General features: G+C 73.9%; 11 protein-coding genes. 4 read left to right on the top strand and 7 right to left on the bottom strand.

What is annotated here, in order from left to right:
- Positions 1 to 170: 170 nt before the first annotated feature.
- Entirely contained in the window at positions 171 to 1,010 is an 840-nt protein-coding gene (locus tag AC3ET3_RS23085) for an inositol monophosphatase family protein (RefSeq protein WP_432136336.1), read from the bottom strand.
- Between the two features lie 8 nt (positions 1,011 to 1,018).
- Positions 1,019 to 2,146, bottom strand: a complete 1,128-nt coding sequence (locus tag AC3ET3_RS23080) for a ferrochelatase (RefSeq protein ID WP_432136335.1) — start codon at positions 2,144 to 2,146, stop codon at positions 1,019 to 1,021.
- A gap of 265 nt (positions 2,147 to 2,411) precedes the next feature.
- Here AC3ET3_RS23080 and AC3ET3_RS23075 point away from each other — a divergent pair, with 265 nt between their 5' ends.
- From AC3ET3_RS23075 to sepH, 3 genes are all read left to right on the top strand, one after another.
- Positions 2,412 to 3,650, top strand: coding sequence for an MFS transporter (locus AC3ET3_RS23075; protein ID WP_432136334.1), 1,239 nt, complete (start codon positions 2,412 to 2,414; stop codon positions 3,648 to 3,650).
- The gene (locus AC3ET3_RS23070) at positions 3,610 to 4,929 is read left to right on the top strand and encodes a D-arabinono-1,4-lactone oxidase (protein WP_432136333.1); all 1,320 of its coding nucleotides are present in this window, start codon (positions 3,610 to 3,612) and stop codon (positions 4,927 to 4,929) included. The genes AC3ET3_RS23075 and AC3ET3_RS23070 overlap by 41 nt, the downstream gene beginning before the upstream one ends.
- Positions 4,930 to 5,471: 542 nt before the next feature.
- Positions 5,472 to 6,506 carry a septation protein SepH gene (gene sepH, locus AC3ET3_RS23065; protein ID WP_432136332.1) on the top strand — a complete coding sequence of 345 codons (1,035 nt, stop codon included), beginning with the start codon at positions 5,472 to 5,474 and terminating at the stop codon, positions 6,504 to 6,506.
- A 535-nt stretch (positions 6,507 to 7,041) separates the two neighbouring features.
- Here the strand turns inward: sepH and AC3ET3_RS23060 are convergent.
- The gene (locus AC3ET3_RS23060; RefSeq protein ID WP_432157293.1) at positions 7,042 to 7,893 is read right to left on the bottom strand and encodes a sulfurtransferase; all 852 of its coding nucleotides are present in this window, start codon (positions 7,891 to 7,893) and stop codon (positions 7,042 to 7,044) included.
- A 297-nt stretch (positions 7,894 to 8,190) separates the two neighbouring features.
- Between AC3ET3_RS23060 and AC3ET3_RS23055 the strand changes: the two genes are divergently transcribed.
- Positions 8,191 to 9,000: a VOC family protein gene (locus AC3ET3_RS23055; protein WP_432136330.1), complete on the top strand. Its 810-nt coding sequence runs from the start codon at positions 8,191 to 8,193 to the stop codon at positions 8,998 to 9,000.
- Positions 9,001 to 9,004: 4 nt separating this feature from the next.
- Here AC3ET3_RS23055 and AC3ET3_RS23050 read toward each other — a convergent pair whose 3' ends face one another.
- The 4 genes from AC3ET3_RS23050 to AC3ET3_RS23035 are packed head-to-tail and all read right to left on the bottom strand — an operon-like array spanning position 9,005 to position 14,402.
- On the bottom strand, positions 9,005 to 9,652 hold the full coding sequence (locus AC3ET3_RS23050; protein WP_432136329.1) for a thymidine kinase: 648 nt from the start codon (positions 9,650 to 9,652) through the stop codon (positions 9,005 to 9,007).
- Between the two features lie 48 nt (positions 9,653 to 9,700).
- Positions 9,701 to 10,891 (bottom strand): alkaline phosphatase family protein, encoded by a 1,191-nt coding sequence (locus AC3ET3_RS23045; protein WP_435612806.1) that lies wholly within the window; start codon positions 10,889 to 10,891, stop codon positions 9,701 to 9,703.
- Positions 10,891 to 11,487 carry a DUF5998 family protein gene (locus tag AC3ET3_RS23040; protein WP_432157295.1) on the bottom strand — a complete coding sequence of 199 codons (597 nt, stop codon included), beginning with the start codon at positions 11,485 to 11,487 and terminating at the stop codon, positions 10,891 to 10,893. The genes AC3ET3_RS23045 and AC3ET3_RS23040 overlap by 1 nt, the downstream gene beginning before the upstream one ends.
- A gap of 41 nt (positions 11,488 to 11,528) precedes the next feature.
- Positions 11,529 to 14,402 (bottom strand): bifunctional acetate--CoA ligase family protein/GNAT family N-acetyltransferase, encoded by a 2,874-nt coding sequence (locus AC3ET3_RS23035; protein ID WP_432157296.1) that lies wholly within the window; start codon positions 14,400 to 14,402, stop codon positions 11,529 to 11,531.
- Between the last annotated feature and the right edge of the window lie 128 nt (positions 14,403 to 14,530).

Below are 14,530 nucleotides of genomic sequence, written 5' to 3'. Positions count from 1 at the left end.
AGCCGCAGCCGCTCGCGGCCGTTCCCGGCCGTACCGGTCACTCTGGGCCGCCCCCACCGAGCCCGCCCCCACCGGGCGCGCCGGCCGGCCCGCGTCGGGACGGGACGGCCCTCGTCCCGCCCGTGCCGGAGCCGCCAGGGCCCCGGCCCTCCGGGGCGGCGGAGGCGGCCTCAGTCGTGCCAGGCCCCGAAGTCCTCCAGTAGCCGCTGGAGGGGCTCGTAGACGCCCGGAGACGCGGCGATGGCCAGGTCGCGTGAGGGGCGCTCTCCCGGGCGTCCACCGGTCAGGGCGCCCGCTTCCCGGGCGACGAGGTCCCCCGCCGCGAGGTCCCAGGGGTGCAGCCCGCGCTCGTAGTAGCCGTCGAGCCGGCCGGCGGCCACGTCGCAGAGGTCGATCGCGGCCGAGCCGCCGCGCCGGATGTCCCGCAGCAGCGGGATCAGCCTCCCGGCGATCTCCGCCTGGTGGGCTCGGACCTCGGCGACGTAGTTGAAGCCGGTGGAGACCAGCGCCTGGTCCAGCGGGGGCGCGGGGCGGACCGTGAGCCGGCGCTCGCCCTCCCAGGGGCCGGTGGCCCAGGCTCCGCCGCCGCGGACCGCCCGGTACGACTCGCCGCGCATGGGGACCTCGACCACGCCGACGACGGTCTCGCCGTCCTGCTCGGCGGCGATGGACACCGCCCAGGTGGGCAGGCCGTAGAGGTAGTTCACCGTGCCGTCGAGCGGGTCGATCACCCAGCGGACGCCGCTGGTGCCCTCGCTGGTCGCGCCCTCCTCGCCGAGGAAGCCGTCGTCCGGGCGCCGCTCGGCGATCAGGGTGGTGATCAGTTTCTCGGCGGCGACGTCCATCTCGGTGACCACGTCGACGGGGCTCGACTTGGTCGCGGCGACCGCGAGGTCGGCGGGGCGGCCGTCGCGCAGCAGGGCGCCGGCCCGGCGGGCGGCCTCCTGGGCGAGGGCGAGCAGTTCGGTGTGCAGGGAGTCGTGCGGGGAGTCGTGCAGGGGCTCGGTCACCGGGATCCTCACGCGTAGGGGCTGTCGGCGCCGGCGGCGGCCGGCTTGGGGGCACGGGACGGGCAGCAGCCGACGGGGCACAGGTCGTGGTCGGCGCCGAGCGTCCCGAGGGCGCAGCGGGTGACCTGCCGGCCGCGCTCGGTGGCGGCGCGCTCCAGGACCAGGTCCCGGATCGCGGCGGTGAAGCGCGGGTCGTCGCCGACGGTGGCGGAGCGACGCATCGGCAGGCCCAGTTCCCCGGCCTTCGCCTTCGCCTCGGTGTCGAGGTCGTAGAGGACCTCCATGTGGTCGGAGACGAAGCCGATGGGCGCGATGACCACCGCCGGAGCACCCGCGGCGTGCCGCTCCTCCAGGTGGTCGCAGATGTCGGGCTCCAGCCACGGGATGTGCGGGGCGCCGGAGCGGGACTGGTAGACCAGTCGCCAGGGGTGGTCGACGCCGGTGCGCTCACGGACGGCGTCGGCGATCAGGCGGGCCACCTCCAGGTGCTGCCTCACGTACGCGCCGCCGTCGCCGTGGCCCTCGACCGGACCGGAGGTGTCGGCGGCGGCGGTCGGGACGGAGTGGGTGGAGAAGGCGATGTGGGCGCCGTCGCGGACGTCGTCGGGGAGGTCGGCGAGCGACCGGAGCACGCCGTCGATCATGGGTTCGACGAAGCCGGGGTGGTTGAAGTAGTGCCGCAGCTTGTCGACGCGCGGCAGCCGCAGCCCCTCGGCCTCCAGGGTCGCCAGCGCGTCGGCCAGGTTCTCCCGGTACTGCCGGCAGCCGGAGTACGAGGCGTAGGCGCTGGTGGCGAGGACCAGGATGCGGCGGCGGCCGTCGGCGACCATCTCGCGCAGCGTGTCGGTGAGGTACGGGGCCCAGTTGCGGTTGCCCCAGTAGACCGGCAGGTCCAGGCCGTGGTCGGCGAAGTCCTTGCGCAGGGCCGCCAGCAGGGCGCGGTTCTGGCCGTTGATGGGGCTGACCCCGCCGAACCCGAAGTAGTGCTGCCCGACCTCCTCGAGGCGTTCCTTGGGGATGCCGCGCCCGCGCGTCACGTTCTCCAGGAACGGGACCACGTCGTCCGGGCCTTCGGGGCCTCCGAAGGAGAGCAGGAGCAGGGCGTCGTAGGGGCTGGCTTGGAGCGCGTCTGGCATGCCTCGATCCTGCCACCCGCCACCGACAGCCCGGAAACGGCGGGGCGGCGGGCCCGGGTCCGCCGGGGACGGCGGTGGGCGTCGACCTGACGGGCGCGGGGGAGGCCCCGAAAACCCGGTGCGTGCGGACGGCCCGGCCCGTAAGCTATGTCGGCCGCCTTCGCACCTTACGAGGCGCTCTCGTTCACTCGAACGAGTCATCCCTGTTCACGCCGGGCCGTGCCGCCGGTCGTCCGCGCGTGACCGGAGCCGACCGGAGACGCCCGTGCCCAGCCCCTACCGCGCTCTGTTCGCCGCACCCGGCACCAGGGCGTTCTCCGCCGCTGGGCTCCTCGGGCGGATGCCGCTGTCGATGATGGGCATCGGCGTGGTCACGATGGTCTCCCAGCTCACCGGGCGCTACGGCCTGGCGGGCGCCCTGGCGGCGACCATCGCGCTCGCGGCGGCGGCGGTGGGCCCGCGGATCTCCCGTCTGGTGGACCGGCGCGGCCAGCGCCGGGTGCTGCGGCCGGCGACCCTGGTCGCGCTCGCCGCGGCGGCCGGGCTGCTGCTGAGCGCCCACTTCGGCTCGCCGGACTGGGTGCTCTTCGTCTGCGCGGCGGGGATCGGCTCGGTGCCCAGCGTCGGCGCGATGGTCCGCGCACGCTGGGCGGCCCTGTACCGGGGCACTCCGCACCTGCACACCGCGTACTCCTTCGAGTCCGTGGTGGACGAGGTGTGCTTCGTCTTCGGGCCGATCATCTCCATCGGCCTGTCCACGGCCTGGTTCCCGGAGGCGGGCCCGCTGCTGGCGGCCTGCTTCCTCGCCGCCGGCGTCTTCTGGCTGACCGCACAGCGGGCCACCGAACCGGTCCCCCACCCGCGCGAGCAGCGCGGCGGTGGTTCGGCGCTGCGCTCGCCCGCCCTGCGGGTGCTGGTGGCCACCTTCACCGCGACCGGGACCATCTTCGGGGCCGTCGACGTCGTGACGGTGGCCTTCGCCGACGAGCGCGGCCACAAGGGGGCCGCGAGTGTGGTCCTGGCGCTGTACGCGGCGGGCTCCTGCGCGGCCGGTGCGGTGTTCGGCCTGCAGCGGTTCGCGGGAGCGCCGGAGCGCCGCTGGCTGCTGGGCGTGTCCATGATGGCCATGAGTATGATCCCCCTCCTACTGGTCGGAAACTTGCCGCTTCTGGCCGTGGCGCTCTTCGTTGCGGGGCTGTCCGTCGCACCCACGATGATCACGACGATGTCCCTCATCGAGGAGCACGTACCACGCGCGCGACTGACCGAGGGCATGACCTGGGTGAGCACCGGGCTCGCGGTCGGTGTCGCGCTCGGTTCCTCGGTCGCCGGTCGGGTGATCGACGCCGCCGGCGCGCGGGCCGGGTACGGGGTTCCGGCGGTGGCCGGAGCCGTCGCGGTGGCGGTGGGTTTCCTGGGGTACCGCCGGCTCAGCAGGCCGGCTCCGGCTCGGGGAGGCACCGTTGAGCAGCACGACGAGCGTCAGGAACGGCACATGGCGTAACTGGGGAGGCAATGTCGTCGCCCGCCCCGCGCGGGAGGTCGAGCCCGCCTCCGTGGAGGAACTGGCCTCGGAGGTGCGGCGGGCCGCCGAGGACGGTCTCAAGGTGAAGGCGGTCGGCACCGGCCACTCCTTCACCTCCATAGCCACCACGGACGGGGTGTTGATACGCCCTCAACTGTTGACCGGTATCCGCGCCGTCGAACGGGAGACCATGACGGTCACGGTCGAGGCCGGCACCCCGCTCAAGCGAGTCAACGTGGCTTTGGCGCGCGAGGGCCTGTCGCTGACCAACATGGGCGACATCATGGAGCAGACGGTCTCCGGTGCCACCAGCACGGGCACGCACGGCACGGGCCGGGATTCCGGCTCGTTGGCCGCACAGGTCAAGGGGCTCGAACTGGTCACGGCCGACGGCTCGGTCATGACCTGCTCGGCCGAGGAGAACCCGGACGTCTTCGCGGCCGCGCGGATCGGCCTCGGCGCCCTCGGCGTCATCACCGCGATCACCTTCGCCGTGGAGCCGCTCTTCCTGCTCACGGCACGGGAGGAGCCGATGCCGTTCGAGAAGGTGCTCGCCGATTTCGACGAGCTGTGGGCCGAGAACGAGCACTTCGAGTTCTACTGGTTCCCGCACACCGGGAGCACCAACACCAAGCGCAACAACCGCAGTGCGGGTCCGCGTCGGCCGGTGGGGCCCGTGGCGGGCTGGCTCGAGGACGAGTTCCTCTCCAACGGCGTCTTCCAGGCGGCCCAGTGGGTCGGCCGGGCGGTACCCGCCACGGTGCCGGCGATCGCCCGGATCTCCAGCAGGGCCCTGTCCGCGCGCACCTACACCGACATCCCCTACAAGGTGTACACATCGCCGCGCCGGGTGCGGTTCGTGGAGATGGAGTACGCCGTGCCCCGGGAGGCGGTCACCGAGACGCTGCGCGAACTGAAGGCGACGGTCGACCGCTCGGGGCTGCGGATCAGCTTCCCGGTCGAGGTGCGCACCGCGCCGGCCGACGACATCACCCTGTCCACGGCGTCGGGCCGCGACAGCGCCTACATCGCCGTCCACATGGCCAAGGGCACGGCCTACCAGGCGTACTTCACCGCGGCGGAGCGCATCTTCACCGCGTACGAGGGCCGCCCGCACTGGGGCAAGGTGCACACGCGCGACGCCGAGTACTTCGCCTCCGTCTACCCCCGCTTCGGCGAGTTCACGGCACTGCGGGACCGGTTGGACCCGAACCGCCTGTTCCAGAACGACTACTTGCGCAGGGTGCTCGGGTCGTAGCGGGCGGGCGGGTCACGAATCCGCTCGCCCGTGCGCTGGAAGAGGTGTCGGAACGCCGCCGGTCGCCGGAGCAGGACCGGCACCTCAGAAGCCGTCAACGTTGATCAACCACCCGCACCGGGAGGGGGCGCGCGAACGAAATCACCGGTTCCGCTTGGGTGGTTCGCGTGAAGTGCACCACGTTCAAGATCGCCGAACCCCCGAGGGGGCGGCCAAGTCGCGGCCCTTGCCAGAAGTTGGGCGGCGTGCCAATCCACGCACCTGGCCCAAATGGAGTACTGTTGCGAGCCCTGGGTCCGGTCTCCCGTCAGGGTGTCCGGAGCCTGCCTGAACCGCCAAGAGGGGGCTCGTTGCACAGGGTGACAGGCTTGGTCACTTAGCGTGGCCAAGAGGTAACCGTGCCATAACGGCGATCCAGGGCCCGCGCCCGACACGCCGGGCAACTCGGCAAGGTTGTGGCAGGCTGCACCCGGGCAGGCCACACTCGACTAGCGGAAGCAGCGACGCACGTGACGTCGGCAGGCACCACCCGGGAGGTCCCCATGCCCGAACTGCGTGTCGTGGCCGTCTCGAATGACGGCACACGGCTGGTGCTGAAGGCTGCGGACAGCACGGAGTACACGCTTCCGATCGACGAACGGCTCCGCGCCGCCGTGCGCGGCGACCGTCCCCGCCTCGGCCAGATCGAGATCGAGGTGGAGAGCCATCTCCGCCCCCGCGACATCCAGGCCCGCATACGAGCCGGCGCGACTGCCGAAGAAGTCGCGCAGATGGCGGGCATCCCCGTCGACCGCGTACGCCGCTTCGAGGGCCCCGTGCTGGCCGAGCGCGCCTTCATGGCCGAGCGGGCCCGCAAGACCCCGGTGCGACGGCCCGGCGAGAACGCAGGACCGCAGCTCGGCGAGGCCGTCCAGGAACGGCTGCTGCTGCGCGGCGCCGAGAAGGACACCGTCCAGTGGGACTCCTGGCGGCGCGACGACGGCACCTGGGAGGTGCTGCTGGTCTACCTGGTCGCGGGCGAACCGCACTCGGCGAGCTGGACCTACGACCCGCCCCGGCGGCTCGTCCAGGCCGTCGACGACGAGGCGCGGTCACTGATCGGCGAGTCCGACGACCTCGCCGCGCCGGAGCCCAGCTTTCCGTTCGTGCCGCGTATCGCGCGGTTGCCGCGCGACCGGCCGCTGGACCGCTCCCTCGACCGCGAGCGGCCGAGCCTGCCCGCGCAGGCCTCCGAACCGGCCGAGGAGAGCGGCGAGCGCGAGCGGGACTCGCTGACCAGTCTGCTGGAGGCGGTGCCGAGCTTCCGGGGCGACCTCGTCGTACCCGAACGTCCGGCGGAGACGCCGGAGGAGGCCGTCGAGGAACCGGAGGCCGAGGAGCCCCCCGCGCCCGCGGCGTCCGCCGGCTCCGCCTACGCGGACGTCCTCATGCCGCGCTCCGTCGGCAGCCACCGCGACCGCCTGATCGGCTCCACCGACCGCCAGGCCGAGGCCGACGGCGTCCGGCCCGGCCGCCGGGCGGCGGTGCCGAGCTGGGACGAGATCGTCTTCGGCACGCGGCGCAAGAAGCAGGAGTAGGAGCGGACCGTACGACGAGGCCGGTGAGGGACGCGTCCACCGGCGCGCCCCTCACCGGCCTCGTCGCGCCGCGCCTCGCCGCCCACCGGTCACCCTGCCCCGGCACGGCGCGGGGCTGTCGCCACGAGAGCGGGCCGCTCGCCGGCATCGGCTCGAAGGCGGTCGGCGCGGCGTCCGCCAGGCACCCGGGTCGTCGGCAGCGGCCCAAGACGGTCGGGTCCGCATGCCCACGTACCGCGCCGAAAACGGCTGACGGCCGTGCAATCGGCCTCCGCCGGCACCGGATCGCCGGCAGCGGCCGAATGCGGTCGGGACGGCAGCCGACGTACCGCGCCGCGCCGACAGCGGCTGACGGCCGTGGAAACGGCCTTGGCGGGCGCCCGGCTGACGCCACGTCGGAAGCCGGCCGACTCCGCCCTGACGGGTCGCCGGAAGCCGTGCCGGCCTCCGGGCGCACCGCGCGGGAAGACGCGCCGGTCCGTTCGAGAACGCCGTACCACCCCTTCGCCGGGCACCCAGCCCATGCCGCGCCCCGCTACTGCGGATCCGGCCCCACGGCCACCGGCCGCGACGGGTCCGAGGACCACTCGGACCAGGAACCGACGTACAGCGCCGCCGGGATTCCCGCCACGGCCAGTGCCAGCACCTCGTGTGCGCCGGAGACACCCGAACCGCAGTAGACGCCCACCGCGGTGTCGTCGGTGGCGCCCAGCGCCTTGAAGTGGGACCTGAGGTCCGGGGCGGGGAGGAAGCGGCCGTCCGGACCCACCGTGTCGGTGGTGGGTGCGGAGACCGCGCCCGGGATGTGCCCGCCGACACGGTCGATCGGCTCCACCTCGCCGCGGTAACGCTCCCCCGCGCGCGCGTCGAGGAGGATTCCGGACCGGGCCAGCGAGGCCGCCCCGTCCGCGTCGAGCAGCCCCCCGGGCACCGGCTCGGGCTCGAAGTCCCCCTCGGCGGGCGTCGGGACGTCAACGGAGCGTTCGCCCCGCCACGCCGGCAACCCGCCGTCGAGGACCCGCACGTCCGGGTGACCCGTCCAGCGCAGCATCCACCAGGCGCGGGCCGCCGCCCACCCCTGACCGCCGTCGTAGACGACCACGGGCCGCGCCGCGGAGACGCCCGCCCGGCGCATCACGGCGCCGAACTCCGCCAGGTCGGGCAGCGGATGCCGGCCCGCCGCACCCGGGGAGCCCGCCAACTCCCGGTCCAGGTCGACGTAGACGGCGCCCGGGACGTGGCCGGCCGCGTAGGCCGCGCGTCCGTCGAAGGGCGGCTCACCGGCCGCCTTGGCCAGGCTCAGCTGCCAGCGGACGTCGAGCAGGACCGGCGGGTTCACCCCGGTCAGTTCGCTCGCGAGTTCGGTCGCGGAGATGATGGCGTTCATGGCCACCATCCTCGCGCACGGGGTGGCCCCGCCGCCCGTGTCCGGCTACTCTGCTCCGCCGGACAGGCCCGATCACGAGGCGTACTGGTTCGAGCACATGCAGTACCGCCGACCGACATCCGTCGGCAGACGCGCGGAAACGGACGGGTAACCACACATCGGGCATCCTCCGATCGCAGACCGCCGTACGGGCGGCGCGCCCGGGACGTGTGGCACCACCGGGGGTGCGAGCATCTGCACGGGGGCTGCAGGGCGGAAGCGACACGGCCACCGCGAGGGGCCGAGGAGAGAGTGACGATGACCGAGGCACGTGGGTCGGCCGGCCGCGACGGCGAAGCGCACGCCCGGTACGCGCCCGGCACACCCTGCTGGGTGAGCCTGATGGTGCACGGGCTGACGACCACCCAGGAGTTCTACGGCGAACTGTTCGGGTGGACCTTCCGACCCGGTCCGCAGCAACTCGGCACCTACGTGCGGGCGGTGCTCGACGGCCATGAGGTGGCCGGTATCGGCCAACTTCCCCCGGACCGTCATCTGCCCGTCGCCTGGACCCCGTACCTGGCCTCGGACGACGTGGACGCGACCGCCGACGCGGTGCGGCTGTGCGGTGGGACCGTCGGTGTCGGCCCCCTGGAGGCCGCCGACGCGGGACGCCTGGCGATCGGCTCCGACCCGTGCGGCGCCGTCTTCGGCATCTGGCAGGCGGGGGTCCACGTGGGCACCCGGGTCACCGGCGTGCCGGGCACGCCCGTGTGGAACGAGCTGCTGACCTACGACACGGCGGGCGTCGTCAAGTTCTACGAGACGGTGTTCGGCCACGAGTGGCGGAAGGAGGCGGAGGCGTCCGCCGACTTCGACCAGGTGACCCTGCGCATCGACGGCCGGCCGGTGGCCGCCGTGCACGGCATGGGCGCCGCGCTGCCGCGCGACCGGGGACCGCACTGGCTCACGTACTTCGAGGTCGCCGACGCGGACGCGGCCCTGGCCCGGGTCACCGAGCTGGGCGGCCATGTGATCACGCCGGTCCGGGACAGCGGCCACGGGCGCGTGGCGATCGTCTCCGACCCCGAGGGAGCGCGTTTCGCCCTGATCCAGGACCCGGCCTGAGGCCTCAGGCCCGCTGCACCGGCAGAACGTCCGGGGAGAGGGCCGCCGCGCGGGCCGAGGCGGCGGTCATCCGGCGGCGGTGGTGGCGGCGGCACAGCACCTCGTAGCCGACGGCGTCGGCCTGGTTGACGTCCCCCACGACGACCTGTGCGCCCTCCACCACCATGACCCCACCCACCGTACGGGCGTTGTGGGTGGCACGGGCCCCGCACCAGCACAGGGCCTCCACCTGGAGGACCTCGACGCGGTCGGCGAGTTCGACGAGGCGCTGGGAGCCGGGGAACAGCTTGGAGCGGAAGTCGGTGGTGATACCGAAGGCGTAGACGTCGATGCCCAGGTCGTCGACCACGCGCGCGAGCTGGTCGATCTGCTCCTCCGCGAGGAACTGCGCCTCGTCGGCGATGACGTAGTCGGCTCGGCCGCCCCGGGAGAGGTGGTCGACCAGGTAGACGTAAAGGTCCTGGCCGTCCCCGACCTCCACGGCGTCGGTGACCAGGCCGAGCCGGGAGGACAGCTTCCCCTGGCCCGCGCGGTCGTCACGGGTGAAGATCATGCCCTGCAGGCCGCGCGCGGAGCGGTTGTGCTCGATCTGGAGAGCCAGCGTCGACTTCCCGCAATCCATGGTTCCGGAGAAGAACACCAGCTCGGGCATGAGGGGGTGAGCACCTTTCGGCAGGGGCGAGCGAGGACGCGGGGGCGTTCAGGAGCGTACTTCGAGCAGGGGGACCAGCTGCTCGTCGGGGGTCATGGAACCGTGGTTGCCGACCATGGCGGACTCCTTCGGCTCCCGTTCCGAGGCGATGATCAGCACGTCGTCGCAGGCGGCGGCGACCACGTCGCCGATGCGCGCGTACACGCGGTCGTCGACGTGCGGTCCGAACCAACCCGCCGCGATCGCCTCGTCCCTGGAGGCGACCCAGAACTGCTCGCCCAGCACCTCGCGCCAGCAGGTCAGCACGTCGCCCTCGGCGCCCGGCAGCGCGTAGACGTGGCGGGCGCGGCCCTCGCCGCCGAGCAGGGCGACGCCGGCGCGCAGTTCCCAGTCCAGGTCGAAGTCGAGGCGGTGCTCCTCGTCGAAGGGCACGTCGATCATGCCGTGGTCGGCGGTGACGTAGAGCGCGCTGCGCGGGGGCAGCTGCTCGGCCAGGCGCTGGACGAGCCGGTCGACGTACATGAGCTGGCCGCGCCAGGTGTCGGAGGCGACGCCGTAGCGGTGGCCGGCGCCGTCGAGTTCGGCGTAGTACGTGTAGACGAGGGCGCGGTCGGCGGCGGCGAGCTGCTCGGCGGCGAGGTCCATGCGCTCCTCCCCGGTCAGCCGGCCGTGGAAGGTCCCGCCGCTGAGCGCGATCTTGGTGAGCGGTGTGTTCGCGAAGGCGGGAGAGGAGACCTGTGCGGCGTGCACGCCCGCGTCGTGGGCGAGCTGGAAGACCGTGGGGTACGGCTGCCAGGCGTCCGGCGCGGTCCACGGCTGCCAGCGCAGCTGGTTCATCAGCTCGCCGGTCGCCGGATCGCGCACGGTGTAGCCGGGCAGGCCGTGGGCGCCCGGGGGCAGGCCGGTGCCGACGGAGGCGAGGGACGTCGCGGTGGTCGCCGGGTAGCCGGCGGTGATCGGGCGGCCGGTGCCGCCGCGGGAGCCGGACAGCAGCGAGGTCAGGTAGGGCGCCTCATCCGGATGGGCGCGCAGTTGCTCCCAGCCGAGGCCGTCGATCAGGAAGACGCAGGCCCGGTCGGTTCCGGTCAGCTCGGGGATGGCCGGGGTGACGCCGGGGACGCCCATGCCGGCCGCCAGGGTGGGCAGCAGGTCGGCGAGGGAGCCGCTGCCGTAGGCGGGCACCGGCGCGGAGGCCACGGTGAGCGGTTCGGCGTGCTCCCAGGGGGCGGGCTGTGCCATCAGCGCGTGAGGTCCGCGGTCGCCTCGGACAGCGACTGCGCGAAGGCGAGCGCCTGGCGGACCGTCTCCGGGCCGTCACCGGCCTCGCTGACGCGCAGGCTGAGGTCGTCGGCCGTGGAGTTGCCGGTGTAGCCGTGGTCGGCGTCGCAGTTGGGGTCACCGCAGGCGGCCGGTTCCAGGTCGATGCGGGAGACGGCGCCCCAGCCGATGGTCAGCACGACCTCGCGCGGGAGGGTGCCCGGCGTGTACGACTCCGGGTTGGCGACCACGCGGCTGACGACGACCGACGAGATGCGGTCGAGCTTCACGGACTCCGTCGAGGTGGTCGCGTACGGCGTCGGGGAGGTGCTGTCGGCGGCCTGCTCGTCGGTGTGGCTGACGATGAACCGGTTGGCGGTGAGGACCAGCACGGTCACGTGCCGGCGCACCTCGTTCTGGTCGAACGTGGTCTCCTGGTGGACCAGGTACGACCGCATGGGCTCGCCGCCCACGGCGGCCTCCACCGCCTCGGCCACGAGGGCCGGGTAGTAGCCGCTGCGTTCGATCGCCGCACGCAGCCCCTGGGTCGTCGTACTGGTCTTGGCCATGCCGTCCATCCTACGGGGACCCGCTGACTGCGAGGGACCGCTCGCGCCGCTCAGTACAGCGGGAGGGTGCGCGGGCCGAGGTCGTCGCGGGCGGGGGGCGGGGCCAGCCGTACCGAGGCGCCGAGGACGGTGAGGCCGTGGGGGGCGACGACGACCGGTTCCAGGGTGACGGCCACGACCTCGGGGTGGTCGTCGACCAGGCGGGACACGCGCAGCAGCAGTTCCTCCAGGGCGGGGGTGTCGACGGGGGTGGAACCGCGCCAGCCGAACAGCAGGGGCGCGGTGCGGATCGACCGGACGAGCGAGGTGGCGTCGCGGTCGGTGACCGGGATCAGGCGGTGGGCCATGTCGTCGAGGAGCTGGGAGGCGGCGCCCGCGAGGCCGAAGGAGAGCACGGCCCCGGCCGCCGGGTCGATCACGGCGCGTACGACGGTGTCGACACCGCGCGGAGCCATCGCCTGGACTACCGGACGCAGCTCCTGCGGCGGCCCGAACAGCTCGGTCAGCTCTCCGTACGCGCGGCGCAGCTGGTCCTCGTCGGCGAGGTCGAGCCGTACTCCGCCCAGGTCGGCGCGGTGGCGCAGGTGCGGGGCGGTGGCTTTCAGGGCGACCGGGTAGCCGAGGCCGGCGGCGGCCCGTGCGGCGTCGTCGGGGGTGCGGGCGAGGACCGCCGGGCGGACCTCGATGCCGTAGTGGCCCAGCAGGTCGCGGGTGGCGTCGGTGCCGAGGGTGAGGCCCTGTCCGCGTGCCAGCAGGCCGTGGATCAGCCGTGCGGCGCCCTTCTCGTCGATGTCCTCGTACTCGGGCACCCTGCCGGGCTCGGCGGCCTCGCGCCGCCACTGCGCGTACTTGACGGCCTCGGCGAGCGCGCGCACCGCGCGTTCCGCGGCGGGGTAGGCGGGGATGAGGCGGGGGGCGGGCCGGTCGGACCCGGCGGTCGGCTGCGGGTCGGCGGCCGCGGCGGGCGGACCTTCCGTGGCCGGCTGCGGGGTCCGGTGGGAGTCGTGCCGGGGCACGGCGGTCGGCTGTCGGTCGGGCAGGGGCATGCCCGGCCGGGTGGCCGGGGGCGCGGTGCTCGCGGCCGCGGAGAGCGCGCCGGCCAGTCCGCCCAGCTCCACGTGGACGACCAGGACCGGCTTGCCCGGCACGGCCTCGGCCGCCGAGCGCAGCGCCTCCGCGAGTTCCGCGTCGTCCGGCGACGCCTCGCCGATGGCGGGGATCGCCGTCACCACGACCGCGTCGCACGTGTCGTCGGCCAGCGCGTGCGCCAGCGCCGCGTGGAAGTCTCCGGCCGACGCCTGGGTGGTCAGGTCCCGCGGGGGCTGCGGTCGCAGCCCGGCGGAGAGGCAGGCGTCGTAGGTGAGCACGCCGAGGGACTCGGAGTTGCCGAGGATGGCCACGCGCGGCCCGCCGGGCAGGGGCTGCCGGGCGAGCAGCAGGCCGGTGTCGACGAGTTCGGTGATGGTGTCGACGCGCAGCACCCCGGCCTGCCCGAGCAGGGCGGACACGGTGCCGTGCGGCAGCCGCGTGGCCCGCACGGCGTGGCCCTGGGGCGCGGCGCCCTGGACGACGACGAGGGGTTTGACGGCGGCGGTGCGCCGGGCGAGGCGGGTGAACTTGCGCGGGTTGCCGATGGACTCCAGGTACATCAGGGCGACGTCGGTGTCCGGGTCGTCGTACCAGTACTGCAGGACGTCGTTGCCGGAGACGTCCGCGCGGTTGCCGGAGGAGACGAAGGTCGACACACCCGTGACGCCGGTGACGCCGCCGCCGCGCCGGTGCAGCCGGGACAGCAGGGCGATGCCGATGGCGCCGGACTGGGCGAACAGGCCGATGCGGCCGGGGCGGGGCAGCTCGGGTGCGAGGGAGGCGTTCAGCCGCACCTCGGGCGAGGTGTTGATGACGCCGAAGGAGTTGGGGCCGAGGATGCGCATGCCGTACGCGCGCGCGTGGCGGACCAGGGCGCGCTGGCGCTCACGGCCCTCGGGGCCGCTCTCGGCGTACCCGGCGGAGACCACGACCAGGCCTTGGACGCCGTGCTCGCCGCACTCGGTGACGACGTCGGGCACGCGCTCGGCGGGGACGGCGACGACCGCGAGGTCGACCGGGCCGTCGATCTCGCGCACGGAGCGGCGGGCGGGTACGCCGTCGAGTTCCGCCAGGTCGGCGGGGAAAGCCTTGTTCACGGCGTACAGGCGCCCGGTGTAGCCCGCGTCCTTGATGTTGTCGAGGATGCCGCGACCGACGCCGCCGGGTGCGCGGCCGGTGCCGACGACGGCGACCGAGCCGGGCATCAGCAGGCGCCGTACGGAGCGGCCCTCGGCGCGCTGCTCCCGCGCGCGCTGCACGGCGAGGGAGCGCTCGGTCGGTTCGAGGTCGAACTCCAGGCGTACGACGCCGTCCTCGAAGCTGCGCTTCTGGGTGTACCCGGCGTCCGTGAACACCTTGATCATCTTGGTGTTGGCGGGGAGCACCTCGGCGGCGAAGCGTCGGATGTCGCGCTCGCGGGCGACGGCCGCGATGTGCTCCAGGAGCGCGGAGGCGACACCGCGGCCCTGGTGCGCGTCCTGGACGAGGAAGGCGACCTCGGCCTCGTCGGCGGGCGCGGAGGCGGGCGTCCCGTCGGCGCCGATGCGGTCATAGCGTACGGTGGCGATGAACTCGCCGCCGATCGTGGCCGCGAGTCCCACCCGGTCCACAAAGTCGTGGTGCGTGAAGCGGTGGACGTCCTTGGCGGACAGGCGCGGGTAGGGCGCGAAGAAGCGGTAGTACTTCGACTCGTCCGAGACCTGCTCGTAGAAGCTGACCAGGCGCTCGGCGTCGTCGACGGTGATCGGGCGAATGCGCGCGGCACCGCCGTCGCGCAGCACCACGTCGGCTTCCCAGTGGGCGGGGTACTCCTGCCGGTCCGTCGCGCTCTGCATGGGGCCCAGAGTACGGCTCGCGTACGACAACGGCGCGAGGCAGTCTGTGGAGGACGCTCGTCGGGCCGAGGCCGCGGCCCGACGGTCACCGCCGGGGGGGCCACAGGACCCCTCCGGGCACGCGTCAC

The organism is Streptomyces sp. bgisy159 (assembly GCF_057707805.1).
Note: the sequence above shows the minus strand (reverse complement) of the source record. Positions and strands in the feature narration are given on the sequence as shown.

Excerpts from the sequence above, each read along its gene's own strand:
- AC3ET3_RS23035 (WP_432157296.1), bottom strand. The coding sequence starts at position 14,402 with ATGCAGAGCGCGACGGACCGGCAGGAGTACCCCGCCCACTGGGAAGCC.
- AC3ET3_RS23055 (WP_432136330.1), top strand. The coding sequence starts at position 8,191 with ATGACCGAGGCACGTGGGTCGGCCGGCCGCGACGGCGAAGCGCACGCC.
- AC3ET3_RS23080 (WP_432136335.1), bottom strand. The coding sequence starts at position 2,146 with ATGCCAGACGCGCTCCAAGCCAGCCCCTACGACGCCCTGCTCCTGCTC.
- sepH (WP_432136332.1), top strand. The coding sequence starts at position 5,472 with ATGCCCGAACTGCGTGTCGTGGCCGTCTCGAATGACGGCACACGGCTG.
- AC3ET3_RS23040 (WP_432157295.1), bottom strand. The coding sequence starts at position 11,487 with ATGGACGGCATGGCCAAGACCAGTACGACGACCCAGGGGCTGCGTGCG.
- AC3ET3_RS23050 (WP_432136329.1), bottom strand. The coding sequence starts at position 9,652 with ATGCCCGAGCTGGTGTTCTTCTCCGGAACCATGGATTGCGGGAAGTCG.
- AC3ET3_RS23060 (WP_432157293.1), bottom strand. The coding sequence starts at position 7,893 with ATGAACGCCATCATCTCCGCGACCGAACTCGCGAGCGAACTGACCGGG.
- AC3ET3_RS23045 (WP_435612806.1), bottom strand. The coding sequence starts at position 10,891 with ATGGCACAGCCCGCCCCCTGGGAGCACGCCGAACCGCTCACCGTGGCC.